19 protein-coding genes and 1 pseudogene are annotated in these 23,545 nt (G+C 61.2%); 7 read left to right on the top strand and 13 right to left on the bottom strand.

Annotated features, from left to right (window positions below; genetic code table 11):
* Window positions 1-66: 66 nt before the first annotated feature.
* Complete coding sequence (locus IB267_RS33970; protein ID WP_192448832.1) at window positions 67-300, bottom strand: YdeI/OmpD-associated family protein; 234 nt, start codon at window positions 298-300, stop codon at window positions 67-69.
* A gap of 394 nt (window positions 301-694) precedes the next feature.
* On the opposite strand from IB267_RS33970, the gene IB267_RS18025 reads away from it, so the two are divergent.
* Entirely contained in the window at window positions 695-2,215 is a 1,521-nt protein-coding gene (locus IB267_RS18025; RefSeq protein ID WP_192448831.1) for a PAS domain-containing sensor histidine kinase, read from the top strand.
* Window positions 2,216-2,225: 10 nt separating this feature from the next.
* On the opposite strand, the gene IB267_RS18020 is transcribed toward IB267_RS18025, so the two are convergent.
* The 8 genes from IB267_RS18020 to IB267_RS17985 all read right to left on the bottom strand — a co-directional run bounded on the left by IB267_RS18020 (window position 2,226) and on the right by IB267_RS17985 (window position 11,325).
* On the bottom strand, window positions 2,226-3,419 hold the full coding sequence (locus tag IB267_RS18020) for an MFS transporter (RefSeq protein ID WP_192448830.1): 1,194 nt from the start codon (window positions 3,417-3,419) through the stop codon (window positions 2,226-2,228).
* A 293-nt stretch (window positions 3,420-3,712) separates the two neighbouring features.
* Window positions 3,713-4,471: an SDR family oxidoreductase gene (locus IB267_RS18015; protein ID WP_192448829.1), complete on the bottom strand. Its 759-nt coding sequence runs from the start codon at window positions 4,469-4,471 to the stop codon at window positions 3,713-3,715.
* A 55-nt stretch (window positions 4,472-4,526) separates the two neighbouring features.
* Window positions 4,527-4,937 (bottom strand): cupin domain-containing protein, encoded by a 411-nt coding sequence (locus tag IB267_RS18010; protein ID WP_192448828.1) that lies wholly within the window; start codon window positions 4,935-4,937, stop codon window positions 4,527-4,529.
* A gap of 145 nt (window positions 4,938-5,082) precedes the next feature.
* Window positions 5,083-6,570: a mechanosensitive ion channel family protein gene (locus IB267_RS18005; RefSeq protein ID WP_192448827.1), complete on the bottom strand. Its 1,488-nt coding sequence runs from the start codon at window positions 6,568-6,570 to the stop codon at window positions 5,083-5,085.
* 147 nt (window positions 6,571-6,717) lie between these two features.
* Window positions 6,718-7,665, bottom strand: coding sequence for an MBL fold metallo-hydrolase (locus IB267_RS18000; protein ID WP_192448826.1), 948 nt, complete (start codon window positions 7,663-7,665; stop codon window positions 6,718-6,720).
* Window positions 7,666-7,780: 115 nt separating this feature from the next.
* A complete protein-coding gene (locus IB267_RS17995; protein ID WP_192448825.1) occupies window positions 7,781-9,376 on the bottom strand; it encodes an MFS transporter in 1,596 nt (531 codons plus the stop codon).
* Complete coding sequence (locus IB267_RS17990; protein WP_192448824.1) at window positions 9,373-10,467, bottom strand: HlyD family secretion protein; 1,095 nt, start codon at window positions 10,465-10,467, stop codon at window positions 9,373-9,375. Before IB267_RS17990 ends, IB267_RS17995 begins: the two co-directional genes overlap by 4 nt.
* A 105-nt stretch (window positions 10,468-10,572) precedes the next feature.
* Window positions 10,573-11,325 carry an SDR family oxidoreductase gene (locus IB267_RS17985; RefSeq protein ID WP_192448823.1) on the bottom strand — a complete coding sequence of 251 codons (753 nt, stop codon included), beginning with the start codon at window positions 11,323-11,325 and terminating at the stop codon, window positions 10,573-10,575.
* A 228-nt stretch (window positions 11,326-11,553) separates the two neighbouring features.
* Here IB267_RS17985 and IB267_RS17980 point away from each other — a divergent pair, with 228 nt between their 5' ends.
* From IB267_RS17980 to IB267_RS17955, 6 genes are all read left to right on the top strand, one after another.
* A complete protein-coding gene (locus IB267_RS17980) occupies window positions 11,554-13,149 on the top strand; it encodes a winged helix-turn-helix domain-containing tetratricopeptide repeat protein (protein ID WP_192448822.1) in 1,596 nt (531 codons plus the stop codon).
* Window positions 13,150-13,712: 563 nt separating this feature from the next.
* Window positions 13,713-14,642 (top strand): MBL fold metallo-hydrolase, encoded by a 930-nt coding sequence (locus tag IB267_RS17975; protein ID WP_192448821.1) that lies wholly within the window; start codon window positions 13,713-13,715, stop codon window positions 14,640-14,642.
* Window positions 14,643-14,791: 149 nt separating this feature from the next.
* A complete protein-coding gene (locus IB267_RS17970) occupies window positions 14,792-15,967 on the top strand; it encodes an adenylate/guanylate cyclase domain-containing protein (protein WP_246810691.1) in 1,176 nt (391 codons plus the stop codon).
* A 274-nt stretch (window positions 15,968-16,241) separates the two neighbouring features.
* A complete protein-coding gene (locus tag IB267_RS17965) occupies window positions 16,242-17,099 on the top strand; it encodes an alpha/beta fold hydrolase (protein ID WP_192448819.1) in 858 nt (285 codons plus the stop codon).
* A 108-nt stretch (window positions 17,100-17,207) separates the two neighbouring features.
* Window positions 17,208-17,669, top strand: a complete 462-nt coding sequence (locus IB267_RS17960; RefSeq protein WP_192448818.1) for a RidA family protein — start codon at window positions 17,208-17,210, stop codon at window positions 17,667-17,669.
* Between the two features lie 152 nt (window positions 17,670-17,821).
* Window positions 17,822-18,457: a response regulator transcription factor gene (locus IB267_RS17955; protein ID WP_192448817.1), complete on the top strand. Its 636-nt coding sequence runs from the start codon at window positions 17,822-17,824 to the stop codon at window positions 18,455-18,457.
* A gap of 291 nt (window positions 18,458-18,748) precedes the next feature.
* Here the strand turns inward: IB267_RS17955 and IB267_RS17950 are convergent, their stop codons facing one another.
* The 4 genes and pseudogenes from IB267_RS17950 to IB267_RS17940 form a co-directional block, all read right to left on the bottom strand.
* Window positions 18,749-19,387: a response regulator transcription factor gene (locus IB267_RS17950; RefSeq protein WP_192449266.1), complete on the bottom strand. Its 639-nt coding sequence runs from the start codon at window positions 19,385-19,387 to the stop codon at window positions 18,749-18,751.
* A gap of 105 nt (window positions 19,388-19,492) precedes the next feature.
* Window positions 19,493-19,918 (bottom strand): response regulator, encoded by a 426-nt coding sequence (locus IB267_RS33400; protein ID WP_371742591.1) that lies wholly within the window; start codon window positions 19,916-19,918, stop codon window positions 19,493-19,495.
* Window positions 19,895-20,527, bottom strand: a pseudogene (locus IB267_RS33395) (response regulator transcription factor); the annotation flags it as partial. The pseudogene IB267_RS33395 and the gene IB267_RS33400, both read right to left, overlap by 24 nt.
* A complete protein-coding gene (locus IB267_RS17940; protein ID WP_192448815.1) occupies window positions 20,524-23,529 on the bottom strand; it encodes a PAS domain-containing protein in 3,006 nt (1,001 codons plus the stop codon). The pseudogene IB267_RS33395 and the gene IB267_RS17940, both read right to left, overlap by 4 nt.
* Window positions 23,530-23,545: the final 16 nt, after the last annotated feature.

The following is a 23,545-nucleotide window of genomic DNA, read 5'->3' as shown; positions in this document are numbered from 1 at the left end:
CCGTGTCCTGACCCTCTCGGTTTCTGCCACGTCGCTCTCCATTTTTTTCGCAAATCGGGAACGGCCTTAATCAGGAACGGCTTTGGCCCGTCGAAGGTTCCGCTCGCGCTCCGGCATACGCAAGCTCGGAGCGTTATGATTGTCGGTATTGGTGGGCCCGAATGTTCTTGCCCGCACGGCGCGCAGTTTCCTCGTTAGGCCTACCCGAGTATCTGGCGTCCTGGCCTGCTTGATCCATTCAAGAATCGATCGTTGAGCGGAACGAGGGAATGCCGCGAAGCGTTCAGTCGCGTCTGTCACGCTTCCCACTTCCCAGCGGCAATACAAGGTCGCTCGGCAGTGCGCCCCGCGGGCGAAATACGATGCGTCGGCTTCACGGCCGATTTCGAGAGGGTCGTCGTCCGCAATCGGGAACAAAACTGAACCGCCCCGGCTTTGCCGGAGACCGTTTGGTTTAAGTTATGCGGCCACGGCTGGCGCGTCCAGCATGGCATAGTATCGTTCTTCGGCCTCGGCTGGCGGTATGTTGCCGATGGGCTCCAGAAGGACACGGGCTGCCGGCCAACGGTGGGTCAGATTGAAAACGAGGGCCTTCGGGATATAATGCGGACATTCTTTCACCAAGGCTGCCGGTCCACCGCCGAGCTTCGGCGTCAGTCATTTTTGTTGACCGTCGTCTTCTGCGGAGCGACAGATGTCGAACGACGATGGACTGAGGAAAGATGCCCACTTTCGCGAGCATACTCGCAATATCACCGAGCTCGCGCTTGATCTTCTCGACAACTCACCCGGCCACATGTGGTCGATGGATACTGCCGGCCGATTCATCTATCGCAACCGGAGCATGGACGCCTACTTCGGCAGCAGCCTGAAAGACCAGGGCGCCTGGCTTGAACGCATTCACAAAGACGATCAACGTTTTGTGGCGACGACCTGGCGGCGGAGTGTAAAAACGGGCGAGCCGATTGACAGCGCTCACCGTCTGCGTGGTGCGGACGGTCAGTTTCGCTGGTTTCGCGCATCGGCGAGACCTTCAAGGGACGCCCAGGGCCGCGTCACCGTCTGGCATGGGCAGACCATCGACATCGAACACGAGAAAAAGGCTGAGGAGAGCCTGCGTGCTCGTTCCATCGAACTATCCCTGCTGGTCGATATGGTTCCAAGCAATCTATGGCGCCTGACACCCGACGGCACCACGACGCTCGTCAACAGGCGCATGGCCGACTATCTGGGACTTGACCTGTCAAACGTCAGTGACATTGCATCCGTCATGGATACGATTTTCCATCCGGACGACGCTGATGCCGTTTATGCCGAGCTAACCCGCTGCCTTGAGACCGGGGAACGATTTTCGATGCGATATCGATTGCTTCGAGCGGACGGTGCCTATCGCTGGATGTCTGGCCGCGCGGAGCCCTTGCGCGACCAGGACGGCAACATCGTCCAGTGGTTTGGCCTTTGCCACGACATTGAGGATCAAGTGCAAACAACAGCTGCCTTGCGCCGTTCGGCCGAAAAGCTTGCGCGCGCGACCCAGGCGGCCAATCTTTCGCAGCTTTCCGCCTCGATTGCTCACGAAGTCAACCAGCCGCTCGCGGCGATCGCCGCGGACGCTGACGCGTGCGTGCGCTGGCTTTCGGCCGATCCTCCGAACGTTGAACGAGGCAAGCGTGCTGCAGAGCGAATTACCCTGGACGTCGCGGCGACCATCGAGGTCATCAGCCGCATGCGCGCCCTTTTCAAACATCAGCCGCAGGAACGGGCGGTCGAGGATGTAAACCGGCTTGTCCATGACGTTCTTGATCTGATGTCAGATGAAATCGCGGCAACGACGACGCGCATCGACTTGGCCCTGGACCAGGATCTTCCCAGAGTTTCGCTCGATAGGGTTCAGGTCCAGCAGGTCCTGGTAAACTTGATCCGCAACGGCATCCAGGCCATGGACACGACGAACCCACTGCGTTCGCTGAAGATCATGTCCAGCCACGATCACCCCGCCACCGTCAGGATCTCGGTTGAGGACACCGGAAGTGGCTTCAAGGATCCGGAGCGCGTGTTCGAACCGTTTTTTACGACGAAAGGCAACGGCATGGGAATGGGTTTGCCCATCTGCCGATCGATCGTTGAAGCCCACGGCGGCCGCCTGTGGGTCGCAAACAACCAGGCATTAGGCGCAACGGTGGCATTCACTTTGCCCGCCGCCTCGGCCGACTAGCGGTGTCAGCCTAAGGCGCCGAATTTCGGAACCGGTCGGCCAAGCGGTCTCGGTGAAAAGCGCGTGCGATGATGGAAACGGCAAGGGCCCAGGCGACGATGGTCATGGTGACGCATACGGTTGCGAGGCTTGCGTATCCCGAAGCTGCGATCACTGCGCCGGTAAAGATTGGCCCGGCAGCAAATCCGAGCAGGTAAGCCGACCCGGCTGCTGCCGCCCAGCGCCCGCTCTGGTCCAGTGCCGCTGCCAGGCCAAACAGATACGGAAGTGAAAAGTAGTAAAGGACGGCGGATAGGATGACGGCAACACTGTAGGCCACAGGGTTCGTCCAGAGGCAAAGAACGAGCGCCACCACGACGTAGCCAATGCAGAACGCGGAGATCGGGACCGCCCTGCCCCAGCGAACATTCAGTGCCGTGGCCGCTCCGGCGCCGGCAAGCCCGACGACCGTCGACAAGGTGAGAATGTACCCTACCGCGGCCGTGTCCAGACCGATGCGCTCGCCCATCGGTCCGCTGAAGGCAAATAAACCGGCGGAGACCGCGACGTAAAGAAAAATGGCAGCAAACAGCAGGCTTCCAAGCAGAGGCATAGAAGGTGGCGTCCGGGTGGGGGTCTGCTTTGGAGCTCGAAGATCCGGCATGAGAAGAAGAAACGGAGACAGGGCCAGCGTCAAACCCGCCAACAGCGCAAAAATCCCTCTGTGGCCATAGGCCGCCGTCACCTCCCCGCCTATGCCGAACAGCACCACGCTGCCGATTGCCCAGACGAGCTGGAACAAACCAAAAGTTTTTTCCGGATTGCAGCAATGAGACGCGACAAGGCTGAGCGACATGGCATAGAGCGCTCCCTCCCCGATGCCTGCAACGCCGCGCAAAAAGACCAGTGAAGGCCATCCCTGAGCTACGACAGAGGCGGCCTGGGCCGCCATGGTCAACACAAGCGCTGCCAGCCCGGCGCGCCGGATGGATAGTCTCGCCACCACTGGCGCGGCAAAGATGGCGGTGACAGCCAGCGCCAGCAGCTCGATCGAGGTTATGATGCCGGCGTCGCGTTCGGTCAAGGCGAGACCGTCGATCAGTCCGGCGACCACAAAAGGCGACATTTGCGGAACGAGCCCACCGATCACCTGACAGGCCGTTGCACCGATCACAAGTGAAAGCGGATCGCGAGAGGCGGAGGGTTCGATTGAAAGGTTGGCCATGGCCCGGTCTCCCGACCGTTTCCTGTTCGCCGAAAAATAACCTTGGCATTTCATATCATATGGGCCGCCGCGTGTGCGACAGGGGCCGAGTCCCTGCGAACCTCAGCCTGAACGAGCGAACCTCCGCGAGCCAGCCTCCGATACGATCGTCAGATGTCATTTCTATCCTGACCGACGAACATCTGGAGCGTAGACATTGCCTCTTAAATCGCTTCGAGCGCCTGATCGCACCGAAGAGAAAGGCGTCGGGGCCGATGCGCCTGTCGTCGCCGCACTGCCCCGACGGAACGATTTCAGGCAGCCGCCTGAGATCGTTGGGAGTTCCAGGTCCTGAAATCGAGCTTACCCAGATTGGCGGATCCGAGAGGAACCAGCGACTGCTCGTCGACGCGCGAGCCGAAGTACTTGGCGTCCGGGTCGGCAACGACCTTGCGGCTGTCGCCGACGGCTGCCAGATACTCGGAAATGAAATCGCTCATGGGCTTCTTTTCAGGGCCAGCGATTTCGATCGTCTGGTTCTCGGGTTTGCCGATCGTCGCTTCTGCAACGAATGCTGCGACGTCGTCTGCAGCTATCGGCTGGAACGCGCCGGACGACACCCTTGCGGTCCTGTCGACAGTTGCCTCATCGGCAATGCCGCCGAGGAACTCCAGGAACTGCGTCGACCTTACGATGGTGTAAGGAACGCCGCCGTTCTTGATCAGGCTCTCCTGCGCGACCTTGGCTCGGAAATAGCCATTGTCTGGCGACCGTTCGATACCGACGATGGAAAGCGCGACGTGGTGGCCGACACCAGCGGCCCGCTCCGCCGCAAGCAGGTTCGAGGTCGATCGTTCGAAGAATGAAAGAACGGCACCCGGCTCAAAGGACGGCGAATTGCTCACGTCGAGCACCACCTGGGCGCCGGTCAGCACATCGGCCAGACCTTCACCCGTCAGTGTATCGACGCCCGTCGACGGTGCCGATTGCACCACGTCGTGGCCCTTGCTTCTGAGGCGCTCTGCAACTTTTGACCCGATGCGGCCGGTGCCGCCGATAATGACGATTTTCATGGTTCTGCTCCTTGCAAGCTCGTCTTGGGATCGCGTTTGATTGAGAAGAAGGGGGCTACTTCGCGGGCAGCACCATCTTCGTTTCGCTCGTGTCGAGAACGAAAACGGCCAAGATCTTCGCCGGCTCGCTGTCGCTGGCGTTGGCGCTTACGCGGTGATGGTCGCCCGGGACTTCGATCCAGTTCTCGCCGGTCTTGTAAACTCTCACGGCACCGTCGTTGATCTGGCTCTTGATGCTGCCTTCGATCACCGTCGCATAGATAAAGGCGCTCTTGGGGTGGGTGTGTGACGGGTTGTGGCCGCCGGGGCCATATTCGACCAGAACGCCGCGCATGCTCTTGCCCGGCACATTCGGAAGCGCGTGGTCGAACACCACGGTGACCTTGGCATTATAGGGCTCGTCGGAGGCCGCCACCGGTCCGGTGATCAGCGTCGCACACAGCAAGCCAATCGCTAGTTTTCGCATGGATTTCTCCTCCATTCACGTTGTTGGCAATGCATGAGATCGTATGGTCGGCCTCCGGGGAGAAACAGATATACGTAGGTTTGCCCGGGTGGCGATTTTGTCTCGGAAGAGATCGTGCGCGTGTGCGAACCGCCGCTTCACCGCTTCAGCTGTTCGTGTTTTCACGCTGACTTCGAAAGATGGATCGGATCGCGTGAAGCAGATCCAGCTTGCGTCGCTCGCGCTGGTTTCCAGGCAATTGCGAACCTGTTCCGATCGCTTCGCGCTGCGCCAGGTGGGTTGCCAGATCCTCCGCAATTTCCGGGCGCTTCGACAAGAGCGGCGCCAACGCGGCCTGATCGACCTCATAGACGGTAAGGCGGGTGACGGCGTGGAGGTCGTGTCTCTCCTTCATTCCGGCCAGAAGGCCGTCCTCGCCGAAGAAATCACCGGGGGCCAAGCGCGCGATTTCCATATCGCCGCTCTTCAGCGACACCACGCCGTTCTTGATCATCATCAGGCTTTGGAGCGACCGGCCTTCTCTGACGATTTCGGCGCCGGCGGCAAAGCTGCGCGGCGTCGCCGCGGCCGCAAGCGTATCGCGTTCTTCCTGGCTGAGATTGGAGAAGATCGGGATCGCGTCGATCAGGTCCTGTGCCGGTGCGACAGTGTGCTGCAGGTCGGACCTGGCAGCGCTTTGCATGAGCGTGCTCTCGGGCGGTAGAGCCAGTTGCAGCCCGTTTGCCCGGCAATGCCGATAGACCAGATCGATGATTTCGTTGCGCGCCGGGCCGCGCTGTGCCGGGCTGGTGACCCGGAACTGGAGTTCCACAGTGATTGCGCTGGCATCGATCCCCATGAGCCCGACGGTTGGAGGCGGCTCTTTCACGATCGCGTTGCAACTGTCGAGAACAGCATGCATCACCTCGACGATCATGTGCGGCATGCGGGTCGGAGCCACGCGAACCGAGACTATGATCTGGTGGTTCTCGTCGGGCTCGCTGATATTGGTCAGCCCCACCTTTGCCAGGACGCTGTTGGGCAGCACGACGAGATTGTGGGCTGCGGTCAGCAGATGCGTCGACCGCCAGTTGCTTGAGACCACCCGGCCTTCCGTTCCGTCACTGAGACAGATCCAGTCACCAAGGACATAAGGGCGACCAAGGGTCAGCGCTATGCCCGAGAAGACGTCACCCAAAGTGCTCTGCAACGCGAGACCGAGAATGATCGCAATGACGCCCGACGTCGCCAGCAAGCCCCCGATTGGCACGCCAAAGACGAATGCCAGGATAGAGAGCAGCACGCCAAGATAGACAACGGCAACGACCAAATCCTGGATCAGTCGCGCTTCCCGCGGTCGGCCGTCGAGCACAAGGTAAAGCCGGATGAACCCGATCACCGCCCAGGAGAGATGGACCCACCAGAGCGTCTTTGCCGCTACGAGCAGTGTCTGCGCGCCGTCGAGATTGACCCGGTCGTAGCGAAACGGGTTGAGGCGGCTGTAGGCGAGCACGGCCGTCATCGACGCGAAGAAGGCGATCTGGACGACCAGCCGCGCCATTGGGCGCGCCTTGCCCTGCAGATGCCAGACGACAATGCCGACGATACCCAGAACACAGACGAGGACGGGAAACAATTGCGTTTGCTGGTCCATCTGCACTCCCCTGGCGAGGCGGCGTTCATCCTTCCACCAGAGCTAGCTGGCGGCGCCTTGTTCTGAAAAGGACAAGGGCGAATGCGCCCTTGTTGCCCTGCAAGGCGAGCCGATGGCGCTTGCGCGACACCCGCTCAATTGGAGACGTCAGTAGTCCCAGAACACCGGAACCCACCGGAAGCGATCACCATCGATCGCCACATGCCCGACAGAAGGGAAAGGAAGGTGCGTGGCCACCAGCGACGATCCTGTCTCGGCCAGTTCCTTCATGAGACGCACCCGAACGCGAGCCGCCTCCTCGGGGTCGTGCTCAAAACCGTTGTACCAGTCAGGATGATCGAATGCGACGGCGAACAGAGCGTCGCCGGCAAACATCAGCCGGTCGCCTCCCGAGGCCACCCGGACCACGCAGTGCCCAGGCGTATGGCCGCCGGTGCGCTGAGCGACCACGCCCGGCGCCACCTCGCACTCGTCCTCGAAGGGCCGAAGATGGTTGCGGTATTCGTTCGCGAAGCGTTTGGCCGTTGCCCTCAGCGCATCCGGAAAACCCTGCGGCATGACCGCATGCGAGAAATCAGGCGATTCCCAGAACTTGATCTCGGCGGCGGCGACATGGATCCGCAAGTCCGGACGCAATTGCCCCTTTACGCCATCAACCAGCAATCCGCCGATATGGTCCATGTGCATGTGGGTAAGAACCACATCGGTCACGGATCCCAGGTCGATGCCTGCAGCCGTCAGTCTCCTGATCAGTTGGCCCGCCCGCGGCAGGTTCAAATCCGGATCCAGGCCAAGCCCGGCATCGATGAGAATGGTTTGTGCGCCGCTTCGCACTACGACCACGTTCAGCGACCAGTCGAAGGCGTCGGCCGGCAGGAACATGCCGTCGAGCCAGGCTGCCCGATCGGCGGCGTCGGCGTTGTGCCCCAACATCGTGGTCGGCAATGGCAACACCCCATCGCTGACCACCAGGACCTCGATGTCACCAACCCGCACGGCATAGCGCGACGGAACCAGCTCTTCCGGACCCGGCCGGCCGGCCAGCGTGGGTTCCAAGGCCGTACTCGTATGAGATCTTGCTTCTGCCGCTGTCATGATGTTCTCCTGTTTGCCCTGATGAAAACGTGCCGTTCGCGGTTGACGTCGTGGACTCTAGGTTCGAGCGATGTTGACGGTCGAGCTATACCTCGGTTTAGGACAGCCCTTTCGGTCAGCGGTCGGCGCGTTTTGGGTGTGCTTTGGCGCGCCGGGCCAGTCCGATCTTGATGGCCACGAGCATCGGCGCTGCGACGACGAAGAGCAGCGCCACGGCATTGAACGCAGTGTCGAAGGCGATGACGACCGACTGTCCGGCAACGGCCCGGCCGAGAAGCGCTATCGCGCCCCGGCTGGCAGGAACGGCATCCATGCCCCGCGACGAAAGCATGGCGGCCGTTGCGGCCAGACGCTCGATGACGGCCTGGCCCCCCGCAGTGACGCTCGCGCCGAGGACCGCGACATTTGCAGCGACGTTGTGGTCGATAAGGGTCTGAAGCCCGGCCACGCCGACAAGGCCGCCGAGCTGGCGCCCGGTGTTAAACAGCCCGATCCCGGCGGCGAGGTTTCGCCTGTCGAGATTGCTAAAGGCAATCAGGGTGATCGACAGAAACAGGAAACCGAGGCCAAGGCCGCGCAAGAGGATCGCAGCCATCATGTCGGCGGCACCGCTTTCACTCGTCGACCCGGACAGCATCCACATGGCCAGCATGATCAGCAGGATACCGAAGGGTACGGTTGCGAATGGAGGAACCCGACGGACCTGCATGAGGAAAGCGGCAAGGAGCAAAGCCGCGACGAAGAGGGCACCGCTTGGCAGGAGCAGCAGGCCCGCGTCGGTTGGCGTGAAGGCCAAAACGGATACGGCGAAAGAAGGGATCAGGAACGCGCTACCAAACAGTGCCGCGCCAGCGATGAAACTGACGATAAACGCGAAGGTGAAATCGTCCGATCTGAACAGGGTGAAATCGAGAAGGCCGGTGCCCTTGCGAAGCGCCTGCTGCCCGAGAAACAGGAACAGCGAGGCTACGCCAGCCACCGAGAGCCAACGAATGCGCGGCTCTTCGAACCAGTCCCAGCGGCTTCCCTGGCTGAAGATATAGCTGAAGCAGAAAAGCGTGACAGAAACCAGTAACAGACCGCCCCAGTCGAGGGGGCGGTGCATCATCGTGGCGGGTGCCGGATCCTCGACCATCAGGAGAAGTCCTGCGGCGGCCAGAGACAGAACGACATTGCAGTAGAAGATCCAGGTCCACGACTGGCTGTCCAGCAACCATCCCTGAAGCGCGGGCGCGACCGTTGCGGGCGCGACCACCGCACCCATGGCAAACAGCGCCTGAAGGACTGGCTGATGGGCGCTCCGAAATGCAAAGAAGATGGTGGTCTGCCCTGCAACGAGCAGGACACCGCCGGCAAGCCCCTGAATGATCCTGAGCGCAATCAGGAGATCGAGCGACGTCGTCGCGGACGCCATCCCGGACGCAAGCCCCATGGCGAGCGTCGATGCGATGACGAGACTGAGCGGCCGGATGCAGGGGAGCATCGAAGCGGCGACCATGAAGCCGATGAGCTTGAAGGCGGTATAGCCGACGTCGAGCCAGGCGAATTCGTCGGGCGTGGCATAGATGTCGCCGATGATGTCTCCGCGGCTGAGCGAAAGAATGGTGCTCGCAATCGCCTCTGTCAGTGCCGCAAAAACGATGCCGGCGACGAGCAGCGTGGCTGACACAAATGTCTTGTGTTTCACCGTGGCGACGATGTGCGTGGTCATGACCCGCTCCCGAGATCCACGTCGACCCTCGCCGACAGCCCCGGCACGAGGCGACCAGTCAACGGGTTGCGCGCAAATCGGATCTTGACCGGCACCCGCTGGACGACACGGACGAAGTTGCCGGTTGCATTGTCCGAGGGCAGCAGGCTGAAGGCCGAACCGCTGCCCGGCGCAAAGCTGTCAACCCTGCCTTCAAGGGTTTGCCCCGGATACCCGTCGATGCTGATGCGGACGCGCTGACCCGACTGGATGTGCTCGAGTTGCGTTTCCTTGAAATTGGCGACGACCCACAGGTCGTCGATGGGAACGATGTCGAGCAGGGAGGTGCCGGGCGCGACGAAACGGCCGACGCGCACCTGACGGTTGCCGATGACACCATCGACCGGGGCGCGCACAATCGTGCTTTCGAGGTCTATCTGGGACAGGTCGCGTGCAGCCTCGGCCTGGGCCACGGCCGCGACGGCCGCCTCACGCTGGGCCGCAAGGACGGCAATGCGTTGCTTCTGCGCTTCGATCGTTGCGGAGGCCGCAGAGACGCCCGCCTGCGTTTTCGACCGCGCCGCATCACTTTCGTCGACATGCGCCTGACTGATGGTATTGCTGCGGATCAGTTCGCGCCGGCGTTCATATGCCTTGGCGGCGAGATTCATCTCTGCGACGGCTGACAGCTTCTGCGCTTCGGCCTGGCGAATGAGGGCGTGCTGAAGCTCCGTTTCCGCATCGACATTGACCAGCCGAGCGCGTGCCGCTTCGACGTTGGCCGCCGCCTGTGCAAGGCGAGCCCGATAGTCCCTGTCATCGATCCGGAAAAGCACATCGCCCGCCCGGACACTCTGATTGTCCTGGACCTCGACGGCCACGACATACCCGGCGATCTTCGGCGCAAGCGACGTCACGTCGCCACGGACATAGGCGTTGTCGGTCGAGGCCTCGTCGCCTGGATGCGCCCAGGCCCAGCCGCCGACGATGGCGACCGCAGCACCGAGGCACAGCAGCATGCCAACCTTCTTCCGCTTGCCGGTTCGCTTTCCGGCCGCACCGGTCGAGGCGTTTCCCGTGACGTTGGCAATCCTGTCCTCGATCGTGTCCATGGTCTTGGTTCCCGTTGAATTTCTTCGGCTGCGGCGGCGCGCCAGGAGGATGTCATGCACGTCGCTCGAACGCCGCCAGCTTGCGGATATTGGTGCACGCGTTTTTCAGAGCCGCGCCTGTTGGCCGACCCAATCGCCGAAGCGGATTGCGCCGAGCCGCGGGTTGTTGCCGGGGGTGAGCGATCGGTCATCGAGCAACGCGCCGAAATAGCGTGCGTGGACGTCGGGAACGACCTTTCGGCTATCGTTCGTCGCCCGCAGGAAACGCCGGACGACCTCATCGAGCGGCATGGCTTCCGGTCCGGCGACTTCGATCGTTCCGTTGATCGGCGCTGCGAGCGCAACATCGGCAAGTGCTGCGGTGACGTCGTCGGAGGCAACGGGCTGGAACAGCGCCGGCGAAAGGCGAACCTCGCCGTCCACGGTCGCCGATTGCGCAATGCCGCCGACGAACTCAAAAAACTGCGTGGCCCTGAGGATGGTGTTAGGAATGCCGGATGCCTTGACGAGGTTTTCCTGCGCGACCTTCGCTCGGAAATAGCCGTTGTCGGGCAACCGGTCGCTGCCGACGATCGAAAGCGCGATGTGGTGGCGAACGCCGGCCGCTGCTTCCGCTGCCAAAAGATTGCGCCCCGACGTCTCGAAGAATTCGAAAACAGCCTTGTCGTCCCAAACCGGCGCGTTAGCGACATCGACGACGACGTCGGTGCGATCCATCGCTGCAGCCAGACCTTCACGCGTGATCGTGTTGACGCCAGTATTTGGCGCGGCAGCGAGCACGTCGTGTCCGCGCTCGCGCAGGCTCTTCACAACTTTCGATCCGATAAGGCCGGTGCCTCCGATGACGACGATCTTCATGGGTCCACTCTGCTTTGTCTCGACCGCACCATTGCCGCCGATCTGCACTGAGAGTGGCCCTATGCTCTCAGGAAGTCCTTGGGACTGTCTTTAATTACCCTTGTGGATAGCTTGATTGTCCGTCCAAGCGGTTGTGTGATCGTGGCGGGATGCTCTAACCACGTGATGGCGTTTTGGTTATCCGCGGATGGCAATCGCCAGCCGGGGAAATCGTCCAGGAGACCTGAGGTGCAATTCAAGTTCGCAGACTACCTGCTCGATCCGAAACGCCGGGAACTGACGCTCAGCGGGCAGGTTGTCGCCGTCGGTCCGCAGGTCTTCGACCTGTTGGTGCATCTCATCGAAAATCGAGAAAGGGTCGTCGGCAAGGACGATCTGCTGGCCGCCGTCTGGGGCGGTCGGATCGTGTCGGAATCGACGATCACCAGCCACATAAACGCCGTTCGCAAGGCCATCGGCGACAGTGGTGAAGAGCAGCATCTGGTGCGCACGGTCCCTCGCAAGGGCTTCCGCTTCGTCGGCGATGTCAGCCTTGTCGACGTGGGAAATGATGTCTCTGCGCGTGACCTAGGCGCCGTCGATGGCAGTTCCGGAGAAGCCCGCGCGGCGGCGCCGGCGCTCCCCTTGCCCGACAAACCCTCGATAACCGTCTTGCCCTTTCAGAACCTGAGCGGCGATCCGGAGCAGGAGTATTTCACGGACGGGGTGGTGGAGGATATCATCACCGCGCTCTCGCGGATCCGCTGGCTGTTCGTCATCGCACGCAATTCGAGCTTCACCTACAAGGACAGGACGGTGGATCCGACGGAGGTCGGTCGCGAGCTTGGCGTGCGCTACGTTCTGGAAGGGAGTGTGCGCAAATCGGGAAACAAGGTCCGCATCACCGGACAGCTCGTCGACGCTACGACCGGCGCGCATCTCTGGGCCGAGCGCTTCGAAGGCACGTTCGACAACATCTTCGAGCTGCAGGATGGAATAGCCGAAAGCGTCGTCGGCGCGATCGCGCCGCAACTCGAACGGATCGAGATCGAGCGCGCCAAAAGCAAGCCGACCGAAAGCCTCGACGCATACGACTACTATCTTCGCGGCATGGCGAAGCTGCACAGCGGCACCCGCGAGGCGCTTGAGGCTGCATTGCCTCTCTTCTACAAGTCGATCGCGCTCGACGACGAGTTTGCCGCAGCCTATGCCGGCGCCGCCTGGTGCTTCTTCTGGCGCAAGCTCAACGGCTGGATGGTCGACCGCACGGCAGAGATCGCCGAGGGCGCGCGGCTCGCGCGGCTCGCGGTGGAGCTTGGCCGGGACGACGCCGTGGCGCTCACAAGAGGCGGCCATGCGCTCGGTCATCTCACCGACGATCTCGACGCCGGCATCGCGTTGGTCGACAGGGCCCGGCTGCTCAATCCGAACTTCGCGCTCGCGTGGTTCCTGGGTGGCGTGCTGCGCGTCTTTCGGGGTGAGACGGAGAGCGCGATGAAGGATCTCACCCATGCCGTTCGGCTGAGCCCGCTCGATCCGGAGATGTTCCGAATGCAGACAGGAACGGCAATCGCGCATTTCTTTTCCCGAAATTACGACGATGCTCTGGTCTGGGCCGAGAAGGCACTTGCGAACCTGCCGAGCCTGCTCGCCGCGGTCGCACTTGCCGCAGCCAGCCATGCGCTCGCCGGCCGACCCGACGAGGCAAGGCGGTACATGCAGCGCCTGAGGCAGCTTGATCCTACCTTGAGCGTTTCCAATCTGCGCGATTGGCTGCCGATCCATCGACCGGACGATTTCAAGCGGTTTGCCGACGGATTGCGGCTCGCAGGATTGCCGGAGTGACCATGGCCGCTTGCGGTGCGCGTTTGGCGGAGCAACCTTGACGGGGTCGCTAACGTGCACGCATTCGGCGCTGTACGATGTTCATCTGGAGTTCGTGGCAGGACGCCTCTCGCCCAAGAAGCAACAGCAGTCTGCGCTCCTCGGCTTCGCCGATGCCCGCCCGCCTGCAGTACTCCGATACGTTCAACAGTGGTTGCGGGCCGGACAGGGCGATCAGCTTAGCCTCTGTAAATGTCATGGAGTGTAATCCGCCTGCGGTCGCGCAATCACCACGTTCGTGATGTCACTGACCGAGCAACGGCCGCCTGCGCATACCGGACGGAGGTTAGGCGATTGAATTGACCGCCGAAACTATACGCAGGTTTGGGGAGACCTCCTCCACCTACCGTTTACGCGAGCAAAGCGCGTGCGTGGCGCGCAGATTGACGCACGAACTCGCTTCACAGGGACCAGGCTCGGACAGCCCCATACTCAGGTGTAGCTCGACCGCCCAAAAACCCGAACCTAGACTCCGCGATGTAACCCTGACCGGGGCATTCCAACCGTGAAAACAGGAGCACATCATGTCCAATGTACAAGCAAGTTCCCGAAAGATCGACCCGCAGGAAAGACCCGCACCGGACGAGCTGGTTCCTTCCCGTTATGCGGTACGGGTTGGTGACATCGACGTACTGGTCATCAGCGATGGCATCTTGACCCCACCATCCGAATCGATGGCCACCAACGCCGACCCTGAGGTGCGCGGCGCGTGGCTGGACGACAGGTTTTTGTCAAAGGTTGCCTTCGATTGGGCGCTAAACGCCGTCGTCGTGCGCAGCGGCGACCAGACGATCCTCATCGACAGCGGTCTCGGCGAGGAGTATCCCGATTTCCCGCGGGCCGGACAGTTCGTCCATCGATTGGAAGCCGCCGGCGTCGATCTTGCCGCCGTGACCGACGTGGTGCTGACGCACATGCACTTCGACCATGTCGGCGGGCTCCTCGTAGAAGGCGTGAAGGAGCGCATGCGCCCGGATCTTCGCGTCCACGTGTGCGCCGCCGAGACCAAGTTCTGGCAGGCGCCCGATTTCTCGCTTACCGCCATGCCACCGGCGCTCGCAGATCTGGCGCGCAAGGCGTCCCTCGATTTTCTGAAAGCGTATCGCAGCAATCTGCGGACTTTTGACGAAGAGGCCCAAGTGGCACCGGGCGTGGTGGTCACTCGTACCGGCGGTCACACCCCCGGTCACAGCGTAGTCCGCATTTCGTCCGGCGGCGAGCGACTGATGTTCGGCGGCGACGCCCTGTTCCCAGTGTCCTTCGACCATCCCGAGTGGCACAACGGCTTCGAACACGACCCCGAAGAGGCGACCCGCGTTCGACTGCGGCTTATGAAAGAACTCGCCGAGACCGGCTCCTGGCTGGTTTCGACGCATATGCCGTTCCCGTCGGTCGGTCGTGTAGCAGCCGCCGGCGACCTCTACCGCTGGGTTCCCGCCTGGTGGGACTACTGACGGACGGCTTCCTTCGGGAGCGAAAAAGGCGACTGATCTGGCGAGGACAACCGGTCGATTGCTGCCCATGGCGCCCAGGTCGGCAATCGACCGTTGGCCCTGATTTGATTGAACTTGGCGCTTCCAACTTCCCATGGGCGCGGATGCGATTGCTGAAGGCCATGGGATTGGAGCTGAAGACTGAAATGTGCGAGCAGATCGTGCGCTGGCTCGCAACCGGGGTCCGCGACGAGCCCTTGGGAGAGAAGGTTTTTGCCGAGCTCTGCGGTCGGCTCGTGCGCTGCGGCGTCGCGCTGAGCAGGGCAACGCTTCATCTTCGTGTCCACCATCCGCAATGGCTGGGTACACGCATCACCTGGATGCGCGGCCAATCGATCGCCGAGGTCCAGACCATTGCCTATGACGTCGAGGCAACCGACGCCTTTCTGCTCAGTCCCTTTCACCTGGCGATCGTCAGCGGATTACGCGTGCGGCAAAAGCTGCAGATCGTCGGTCCACATCGATTTGCGGTGTATGAAGACCTGAAGCGCGCCGGCCACACGGACTACGCCGCGTGGCCCCTCGATCATACGCAGGGCCGCCGCCACCTCCTCACCTTTGCGACGGACCGTGACGGTGGCTTTTGCACAGAGGAACTGGCGCTGTTCGACGCGCTTTTGCCCTGGCTGTCCCTCGTCAGCGAAATCCGTGTCAAAAGCCAGCTGGCTCGTACGCTGCTGGACACCTATGTCGGCTCGCATGCCTCCGCAGAGGTGTTGCGTGGTGCAACTCGACGCGGGACGGGCGCGGCGATCAATGCTGCAATCCTCGTTTGCGATCTGCGAGATTTCACGCCTCTGTCCGACCGCCTGCCGCGCGACCAGCTGATCGAGATATTGAACGGCTTCTTCGACGCCGTCGGAGAACCGATCGAACAGCATGGCGGAGAAATCCTGAAGTTTATCGGAGACGGTCTGCTCGCCGTTTTCCCCATGGACCGGGCGCAGGCCTGCATGCACCTCATCGCGGCAGTGCGGGAGGGCTATCAGGCGGCGTCCCGGCTTTGGCCGCAGGACCACCGAATGCGCTTCGGCATGGGCGTCCACCTCGGCGAGGTCAACTATGGCAACATCGGTTCAAGACGACGCCTCGACTTCACTGTGATCGGGTCAGCCGTCAACAGGGCCTTCAAGCTCGAGGCGCTGACCAAACGCCTGCGCCGTCCCGTCCTTCTTTCAGGAGAATTCGTGGACGCGGCAGCCTGCCATGAGCAAACCGAACGCCTCGGGCGACACACGCTCGAGGGCATAGAAACTGCCATCGAAGTCCATGCCTTACGATTTTGAAGCCACTAGGCTTCGCGTTGAACTTCAGGATCCCCTGGAACAGGTCGCGAGAGGTCGCCGAAACCAAGGTATACCTTTCCCGCCATGCGCCAGGTGCTAGCGTCGTCACGTCGCATGCCGGCCGTTGCTCCCCAAGGAACAAGGTCCCCAGCGGGGCGTCGAAACGGTCCTCCGTTAACGAAGGCGCTCATCGCGGGGTCGTGTTTCGGGAGCTGAGCATTGCGGCCTGAAACCACCATTTGATGCGGCACGACCAGCCGAGAAAGGAATGGCCATGACATCCGAGCACTCCGGTCACGGATACGTAACGACAGAAGACTCGACCAGGATTTTTTACAAGGATTGGGGGCCGCGCGACGCGCAACCCATCGTGTTTCATCACGGCTGGCCATTGAGCGGAGATGACTGGGACAACCAGATGCTCTTCTTTCTGGCAAAAGGCTATCGCGTCATTGCCCATGACCGCCGTGGCCACGGGCGATCGGAGCAGGTGAGCGACGGCCACGACATGGATCACTACGCCGCCGACGTAGCCTCTCTCGTGCGACAACTGGATCTGCGCAATGCGATCCATATCGGGCATTCGACGGGCGGGGGCGAAGCGACCCGGTACGTCGCCCGTCATGGCAAGGGGCGTGTGGCCAAACTCGTCCTGATCGGCGCCGTGCCACCGCTTATGCTGAAGACGCCGAACAATCCCGAGGGGCTTCCGATCGAGGCGCTCGACGGCTACCGCCAGGCCCTTGCCGCCAACAGGGCGCAGCTCTATCACGACATCGCAAACGGCCCCTTTTACGGCTTCAACAGGCCTGGCGCCACGCCGTCTGCAGCGGTCAGCCACAATTGGTGGCGACAGGGGATGATGGGGGCAGCCAACGCCCACTACCTTGGCGTCAAGGCCTTCTCGGAAACCGACTTTACCGAAGACCTGAAGATGATCGATGTGCCGGCGCTGGTGCTGCATGGCGATGACGACCAGGTCGTCCCGCTCGCGATTTCCGCCCCTCGTTCCGCTCGGCTTCTGAAGAACTCCACCCTCAAGATTTACGAAGGTTTCCCACACGGCATGGCGACCACCCACGCGGACGTCATCAACGAGGACATCCTCAGCTTCCTCACCAAGCGGGTATGACGAGGGCGCCGCCGGCGCCCTTCGTCGCCACACCTGGCCGACACAGAACGTAACTTCGAACGGCTGTGAGATGAGGCCGCCGCCTACTTCGAAGGAATGGAGGATTTCATGTGTTCCCTGATCAAAAGGACTGCAAACTTCGGTTTGCCATGGGAAAAAGCCTTCGGTTATTCCCAGGCCGTGCAGGTTAAAGGCATCATCTATGTCTCGGGTCAGCTAAGCCATGACAGAGCCGGCAACCTCGTTGCCCCCGCAAGGCTCGATGCAGCCGGCGTACCCGTCGATTTTTCAAACATGGAAGAGCAGATGCGGCAGACCTACGCCAATGCCGTCGCCGTCCTTGCCGAATTTGGCGCTTCACTCGACGATGTCGTCGAAGAGACACTCTATGTGCTCGATGTCGATGCCGCGTTTGCGGCAGCTGGCAAGGTGCGGAAGGAGATGTACGGAGCAGAGGTGCCGTCATGCGCGAGCAACCTCATTGGTGTTTCCCGCCTGGCATTTCCCGAACAATTGATCGAGGTCACTTTTAGGGCGATCGCACCGTGTGTTGCGCTTTGTGGCGGCTGACTACGAACCATCTACTTACTCGCCGCCGCCCTGATCGAACAGATGGAAGGATCGCAGACCGCGCGGAAGAGCAAACCTTCGTTTTATAGCCACCAAGACCATGTCGGATAAAATGGGCGGATGTTGTTTGTTGAGATCAAGGGAGCCAAGCGATGCCCGAACGTTCAAACCCCATCGAAGCGGCGACCGACGTGAACGTGGTCCACATCATCGACGACGATGAAAGGATGCGCTCGGCGCTGCTGGAACTCTTCGGCTCCTCAGGGATACAGGCCGAAGCGTTCATCGACACCGCGGACTTCGACGAAAGGGGCGATCCGGAGGCCGTCGGGTGCCTGTTGCTCGATGTGAAACTCCCCGGCGTGAGCGGTATCGAGTATCAAAGGAAACTGTCGGATGCGGGCTTCGACCTTCCGATCGTTTTTATGACCGGCGATGGAGACGTCCCGACAAGCGTCACTGCCATGAAGTCGGGAGCCGTCGATTTCCTGTTGAAACCCTTCGAGGTGAACGACCTGCTTTGTGCGGTCGCCGCTGCTTTGGAGGAAGGGAAAAAGCAGCGGGAGGTGGCGGCAAGGAGAAAACATGCCCGTCAGTGTGCGGCCACCCTCACCCCCCGTGAGAGGCAAGTGATGAAGCTTGTTACCGAAGGTCTCATGAACAAGCAGGCCGCCTATGAGCTGGGGATCAGCGAAATCATGGTCAAGCTTCATCGTGCAAGCGCGATGAAGAAGATGGAGGCGCGGACCTTCAGCGACCTCGTCAGGAAGTCGGAACTGCTTCAGTGAAATCGCGATCGCATCCTTTCCGGCTGTCAGCGCCACGATGCGTGTCCCCCAACAAACGGCGCCCGCAAGGAACGGACCGGCTAAACGAACGTATAGTGATGCGCCTGCGTGAAAAACGGTAGTCTTCCATCATCATCCCTGGCCGGCACCTTCGTAAGAAGGTGATGATCGGAGTGCTGCAGTCCCCTCCCCGCGGCACGACCGCCAAAGCCGGCACACCTAGAGGCCGCTTGCCCAAGGCAGGCGGCCTCTCCTTCCCTGGAGATCGATTCCTGCGGGACTAGGCCTTGCTCAATTCCGTCGCAGCTTTTCCGTCTTGCGCACGAGATCTGCCAGCGAACGGCTCTGCATCTTGCGCATGAGGCTCATCCGATGGAGCTTCACGGTCATTTCGCTGATACCGAGCTGGTATGCGACCTGCTTGTTCATCAGACCACTGACCACCGCGAACATAACCTCCTGCTCGCGCGGAGTAAGCGTATCCGCCAGCGCCTGGATCCGGTTGCGTTCCGCTTCGATTTTGCGCCGCTCGGCGTCGAGTTTAATGGCACGATCCACGGCCTCGAGGAGATCCTGGTCGGAGAAAGGCTTGGTGATGAAATCCATGGCGCCAGCCTTCATCGCTTTGACGCTGGTCGGAACATCTGCATGTCCAGTTAGAAATATCACTGGCAGGCGACTACCGGCAAGTGAGAGATGCTCCTGGAGGTCCAGACCCGTGCCCCCCGGCATCTTGAAATCCACGACAAGGCAACCGGGCGCCCGGATGTCTGCCATCTCCAAAAACTCGGGCGCGTTCGAGAACACAGTCACGCGCTTTTGGGTCACCATGAACAAATCGAGCAACGCTTCCCGCATCGCCTCGTCGTCGTCGACGACGTAAACGATAGGTTCCGCAGGTTCTTCCGTTTTGGTTTGAGCGTGTTGCATCAGATCGGCCTCTGTTTTTTGCCGCATGCATCATCGACGATCACGACGAGCGGGCGTTCGCTTTGACGGTGCGCGAGCGAAACGACCCTCAGCTCGAGCGGCAACTCAAGTTTCATCGCTTCCCTCCATCTGCCGGTCGCCCAATGCGGCGGCAAGCGTGGCCAGCAGAACCTGCGCGTCGAAGGGTTTTCTAAAGCAGCAAGTCCGGTCGCGCACACTCAACTGGTCTGCGATCTCGTGCCGTCCGGTCATCAAGAAAATGGGAAGGCCCGGTTCTTTCGTTTTGACCAGGTCCCTCAGTTCGAAGCCATCCATTCCCGGCATCCCGATATCCGTAATGAGCGCATCCAGACCCGGTAGCCCGGCGGATAGAAGCGACCGGCCAGACGAGAAGCTGCGAGCCGAGTAACCGGCCGACTCCAACAGATCCTCCAGCGACTCCAGCAGTCTCGGATCGTCATCGACGATCGCCACGACCTGCCGATGCGGGGATGCCATTGATTTCACGCCTGTCTTGCGGGCATGCGTGATGGGTATCTTCAAACGTTCCGCGATACGCACGAGGTCGGCAAACGACCCTGCCTTCATCTTCTGCATCACATTTCGCCGGTGGATCTGTAGGGTCACCTCGCTGATGCCGAGTTCTGCGGCCGCCTGCTTGTTGAGCAGCCCGCTTATCACCAGCGGCAACACCTCCCGCTCGCGCGGTGTCAGATCGAGATAGCGTCGCCTCAGCTTTCCGAACTCCGCGCGCTCAGCCCGTCTTTTCTCGTCCTCAGCGATGGCCGCATGAATGGCCGCCATCAAGTCCGCGTCGGTAAAAGGTTTGGTCAAGAAGTCGACCGCGCCATCCTTTATGGCCCGTACCGACGAACGGATGTCTCCGTGACCGGTTATGAATACGATCGGTGGATGCTCGCCTGCTGCAATTTCACTTTGAAGATCAAGACCGTTGATGTCCGGCAATTCGATATCCAGAAGTAGGCAGGCAGGCGAATCCGGCTTTTCCGAATTGACATAGTCTCCGGCCGAACCGAAGGCGATCGCCTGGATACCGTGTGAGGCCAACAGCTCGCACAGTGCCTCGCGGATCCGGCTGTCGTCATCGACGATGAAAACTGTGTACTCGTCATTCGTCATGCCGCTGCTTCCACTTCAATCGGCAGGGTAAACGTGAAGGTTGCGCCGTTTGTTTCAGTGTTTTGCGCCCATAGCCGCCCCCCGTGCGACTCGATGATCGAACGACAAATTGCCAGGCCCATGCCCATTCCGTTCACTTTCGTCGTAAAGAAGGGTTCGAATATTCGCTCCGGAAACTCGACGCCCGTACCGTGGTCGCTGACCTCGGTCGCGACGAAATCCCCCACGCGACGGACCCGGATGCGAACGACGCGGTCGCGGACCGCAGCGTCCATGGCATCCATGCCGTTGCGAATGAGGTTCACCAGAACCTGTTGGATATGCACCTGGTCCACAGCAACATACGGAAGGTTTTTCTCGATATCGACGGCGACCCGAACGCTACGGCGCATTGCCTCCTCCGCGATGAGATGAACGGCTTCGGCAACGACGGTCACGAAATCGGTATCGCTCTGCGGCTCGACACGCTGCTTGAACAGCGCGCGGATACGGCTGACGACTTCTGCGGCGGACTTTGCGTCGCGGGTAATGCGCTCTGCGGTGATCTTTGCCCGCTCGAGATTGGGGGGGTCGGCCAGCAACCAACGGTGACAGGCATTGGAGTTGGCCACGATCGCTGCCAATGGTTGGTTTACCTCATGGGCAATTGACGCCGAGAGCTCGGCCAGGCTCGCTGAGTGACTTGCTCTGGAAAGCCTCTCTTGCGCAAGACGCAACTCGTCCTCGGCCTGAACCTCGCCGTCGATATCCAGGCAAATCACATTCCATTGGATGATCTCGCCCTCCAGATTGCGCATGGCGGCCGCTCTGGTCTCGACCCACCGATAGGCACCGTCAAACCTGCGCAGCCGGTGCTTGCGCGCATAGGGTTCACCGGTGGCGAGAGAATGTGCATACCGTTCCCGGACGCCTGCGACATCGTCAGGATGCACCCCGGCATCGAGCGTTGCGTCCAGCCGGGACTTCCCGGTTACATCCAAGTCTTCAAGATTGTAGCCGAGAAATTCCCGCAGCTGCTGGCTGCGATACACCGGCTCGCCGTTTGGCGAGGCACAGTCGATCATCGCGGGCAATGTCTCCACGAGTTGCCAGAGTGAACGCTCGCGTTCGCGGAGTGCCTCTTCGACGCGCAACTGGTCGTCGATATCGTGTGACAGCCCGTACCATTGCACAATCTGTCCACTTTCGTCGCGCAAGGGTTCGGCACTGCTCTCAACCCAGCGGTAGACGCCATCCGACCGGCGCAGGCGGAACCTTTTTGAGAAATTCTCGCCCGTCGCAACAGACCGTTTCATTGCCTCTTCAAGGCTGAATGCGTCATCGGGGTGGACGCCCCCGCTGAATGCAGCCGCCAGGCGGCCCTTGTCTGGCGGGGCGGAACTTGGTCCATCCAGACCGAGGAAGCACATCAGCCGCTTGTTGAAAAACGTTGGTTCGCCCTGAGGGTTCAGGCGCCAGAGCAGACTAGGAACGATGTCGACGAGCTGCAGAAGTTCCCTTTCGCGGTCGCGCAACGCATTCTGCGCACGCATCTCGTCATCGATGTCGATCGAGATCGCATACCAGTTAAGGATCGCCCCCTCCTGGTTGATCAGCGGCGCCGCGCGTCCGTCGACCCAACGGTAGACGCCGTCCGAGCGGCGCAAACGGTACTTCATGGCGTAAGGCTCGCCTGTCGCCACGGAATGACGGACCGCATCCAGAAGGCGAGCCGAGTCCTCCGGATGAACGAGCTTGTGCATAGCCGTCGCCAGCCTGCTCCCATCCGTCGTTTTCAATTGCTCGATATCGTTCCACCCAAAGAAATCAAGCAGGCGCTTGTTGAAAAAGGTCGGTTCTCCGTTGGGGCCTAGTCGGCGGATGTGAACAGGGACCATGTCGACAAGCTGCGAGAGTTCGAGCTCTCGGCCGCGCAAAGCCTCAACGGTCTTCTTGTAAACATCGATGTCGAGCGCGATGCCGAACCACCCGACGATGCGGCCTCTGGCGTCGCGGGCCGCCCGTGCGGCAGTTCTGGCCCAGACATAACTTCCAGATGCGCGGCGGAAGCGAAACTCGATATTGAAGTCATCTCCCGTTTCCAGACAACGGTTCCACGCCGCAGCGGTGCGCTCGTAGTCGTCCGGATGCAGCAATTGCTTCCAGGCTGTGTGGCCTTCGTCAACCGAGACGTTCAGTTGCTCGGGAGTGACCCCGAGCGAGTTCTGCGCAAATGGATGCAGGTAAATCCAGTGTCCACGGGCATCGAACGCCCAGCCGTTGCCGAATATGCTTTCGACAGCGCGCGCAGACCGCAACGGTTCTGGTTCGCCAGCGGTATCGGATGCCGCAACCATGCGGGGCTCGCGATCCGTCACCAACTCATCGATGTCGACGCTGACGCTGTACCCGGGCTCGGCGCGGGTTTCCGTCCACCGGTACTTGCCGTCGGGCTGCCGCTGTCTGTGCCTCGTGACCTGGGGAACGCCCGTCCAGAATGCACGCGCGGCGGCATGCGCCGCCGCAGTTCGGTCATCGGGGTGAATTTTGCTCAGCGAGCTTGGCAATTCCTGCACGGCCTGCTCCGCCATGTCGGCAAAACGAGCAGCGTCGGCGGACGTTTCGATGTCGATTATCGCGCCGTACCAGCCAAGGACGTGATCGTCACCGTTGCGCAAGGGCTGAGCAGACGTACGGCTCCAACCGTAAGCGCCGCTCGCGCGCAGAGTTCGGTGTTCGATGCTGAAGTGCTGGCCGGTCTCAAGGCACGAGCGCCAGAGCGCGATTGACCGCTCGTAATCATCCGGATGGATCATCCGCCTCCAGCCGAGCGGACCACCATCCGACTGCGAGGCGAACTCCTCGAGCGTCAGCGCCAACCGCGACAGCACCCCAGGGCTGACGCAGGCGATCTCTCCGGCCGCATTCGCCGCCCAGGCGTTGCCGACCACACTTTCGATGATCCGCACCGCCTGCATTGCTTCCTGCCCGATTTCGTCAGGTGATCCGAACGCCTTCGTCATTGCCTTCTCCTGCAGG

Origin of the sequence: Ensifer sp. ENS09 (assembly GCF_014852425.1) — a bacterium.
Taxonomy (GTDB): Bacteria; Pseudomonadota; Alphaproteobacteria; order Rhizobiales; family Rhizobiaceae; genus Ensifer.
The sequence above is the reverse complement of the archived record's forward strand: the minus strand, read 5'-3'. Positions and strand labels throughout refer to the sequence as shown.